Source organism: Sphingopyxis sp., from assembly GCF_036402335.1.
In the GTDB taxonomy this organism is placed as follows: domain Bacteria; phylum Pseudomonadota; class Alphaproteobacteria; order Sphingomonadales; family Sphingomonadaceae; genus Sphingopyxis.
Map to the genome: position 1 here is coordinate 1 of NZ_DASWTD010000560.1, position 2148 is coordinate 2148.

Genomic DNA, 2148 nt, shown 5'->3' on the forward strand with positions numbered 1-2148 from the left:
TAGGTCGAGCCGGTGACGTCGGCGATGTCGGCGGGGTCCATTCGCATCTTTCCCCACTCGATCCGGTCCTTGAGCGGCATTTCCCGACCCGCGAGCAAGCCCGCGAGGGTCGGCCGCTGATAGTTGAAATAGGCGCCGCCCATCTGCTTCAGCTTCCGGAAAATCTGCTCGCCGGTCATCTGGCTGTGGTCGGACAGCACGATCACATGCTCGCGGTCGAACGCGATCGGATCGGCACCGGCCGGGTCGATCACGATCGGCCCGTAAAGTCCGCCCTGCTCCTGCTCGCCGGAATGGCTGTGATACCAGTAGGTGCCCGACTGGATGATCGGGAACTCGTAGATGAAGGTCGAGCGCGCCTTGATGCCGGGGAAGCTGATGCCGGGCACGCCGTCCATCGCGAACGGCACGAGCAGCCCATGCCAGTGGATCGAACTGTCCTCGTCGAGATTGTTGGTGACGGAGAGGCGGACCTTTTGCCCCTCCTTCAAGCGAATGAGAGGGGCCGGCACCGTGCCGTTGACGCCGATTGCGGGCGTCGACTTGCCGTCGACGGGAAGTCTGAAACTGTCGATCGTCAGCGCGATGTCAGTGCCCGAGACGGTCGGCAGCGGTTTGACGATCCCGCCCGAGACAGGCTGCGCCCACGCGGGCATATAGGCGGTCAGCGCCATGCCACCGCCAGCAAGGGCGGCGCCGCGAAGCATCTGGCGGCGATCGATAGTGCGGCTCATACGGTCCTCAAGGCTCTCGAACGGGAGTGTCCCTCTAGCCTTGATACGCAGCTCAGGGCGCTATCCCTCAGCGCCCGCCCAATCGCTCCAGCAACTTCGATCGCGCGCGATAGAGGCGGGTTTCTACCGCCTTTTCGCTGATCGACAACACTGCCGCGGTTTCAGCCTGGCTCAACCCCTCGATCGTGCGCAGCACCAAGGATTCCTTCAATGCGGTCGGCAAGCCCGCAATGGCGCGCGTCACGCGGTCGAGTTCCTGTCGGTCGCCCGTCGCGTCGTCGATCGCCACCTGGTCGTCTGCAATGGCTTCGGCTTCCGGGCCGATCGGTGCGGCGAACGCCAGAAAGCGCCGCACGGTGCGCTTGCGCCCCCAATCGCGGCACTTGTTGATCGCGATCGTCGATAGCCACGCGCGCATCGATCGATCGCCGTCGTAGCGGGGCAGGGCCTGATGCGCCGCGACGAAGGTCTCCTGCAGAAGGTCCAGCGCCTCGTCGGCCTCGCCGACGCACGCGCGCACCATGCGGAAGATTGACTGCCGATGGCGGCGCATGATCTCGGCGAAGGCGGCTTCGCGCCCGGCGATGCTGAGGGTCGCCAGCTCGCCGTCCGTAAGCGTGGTCCAGTCGAGGCTCACGCGCCGAACCTCAACGTGCGTCGTCGGTGAGCGCCTTCACCACGGCCTGATCGAACTGGCCGGTCTGATTGGGCCGCAAGAGCTGGCGCATGGCGAAGATGTGCGCCAGCGTCGCTTTCTGGAGCTCGCCCATGACGGCGTGGCTCTGGTCGACCGCTGCGGCGACGCGCGGCCCGTTGCCATGCTCGGCCTCGATCGCTTCAGCGAGCCGGGCATTGTTCGCCCGCAATTCCAGCTCGAATGCGCGCCGCTGCACGGCGAAACGCTGCTCCAGCACTTCAAGTCGCGCTTCCTGGTTGGCGTCCAGCGCCAGCTTATGATGCAGCACGTCGTGCAGCTCCGAGCCGGGCTGGGCACGTGGCGGAAGTAGCGCCCGCCCCACGAACACACCGATGATCGCGGCGATGAAGCACGCGACAATGCCAAGCAGAAGGCGGATGCGGCCGCTCATTGCACGCCGACGAGCAGCGTGGAGGGCGCGAGCGGCGACACCGGCCCCAAGGGCGATAGCGAAGCCGCGCTGGCTTCCTTCGCGGGCACACCGGCACCGAAGATGCCCATGACGAGCGCCGCAGCGATCGTCATTGCCCCAACGCCTAAGCCGGCGCGCGCCGCTGGACGTGCGGCGACCCGCGCCAGCACGCGATCTTCCATGCCATCAAGGCTCGCGGGCACGGGTGCTTGCGCCAGCCTCATCAATACTGCGTCGAGGTCCATGTCGTTCACTCCACCCCTCTAGCATGGATTACGCAAGCGACGCGCCCATCCCTCAAATCC

General features: G+C 66.1%; 4 protein-coding genes. All 4 read right to left on the bottom strand.

Going from position 1 to position 2148, the window contains the following annotated elements; genetic code table 11:
* On the bottom strand, positions 1–734 hold a 734-nt coding region (locus VGD20_RS18240), incomplete at its 3' end, for a multicopper oxidase domain-containing protein (RefSeq protein WP_331135800.1).
* Positions 735–801: 67 nt separating this feature from the next.
* Entirely contained in the window at positions 802–1371 is a 570-nt protein-coding gene (locus VGD20_RS18245) for an RNA polymerase sigma factor (protein WP_018251214.1), read from the bottom strand.
* 10 nt (positions 1372–1381) lie between these two features.
* Entirely contained in the window at positions 1382–1822 is a 441-nt protein-coding gene (locus VGD20_RS18250) for a periplasmic heavy metal sensor (RefSeq protein WP_017980786.1), read from the bottom strand.
* Positions 1819–2088, bottom strand: a complete 270-nt coding sequence (locus VGD20_RS18255) for a hypothetical protein (RefSeq protein WP_020486670.1) — start codon at positions 2086–2088, stop codon at positions 1819–1821. The genes VGD20_RS18250 and VGD20_RS18255 overlap by 4 nt, the downstream gene beginning before the upstream one ends.
* Positions 2089–2148 lie beyond the last annotated feature (60 nt).

What these genes read in the sequence shown, in the direction of transcription:
- VGD20_RS18250 (WP_017980786.1), bottom strand. Translation starts at nt 1,822, where the DNA reads ATGAGCGGCCGCATCCGCCTTCTGCTTGGCATTGTCGCGTGCTTCATC.
- VGD20_RS18255 (WP_020486670.1), bottom strand. Translation starts at nt 2,088, where the DNA reads ATGGACCTCGACGCAGTATTGATGAGGCTGGCGCAAGCACCCGTGCCC.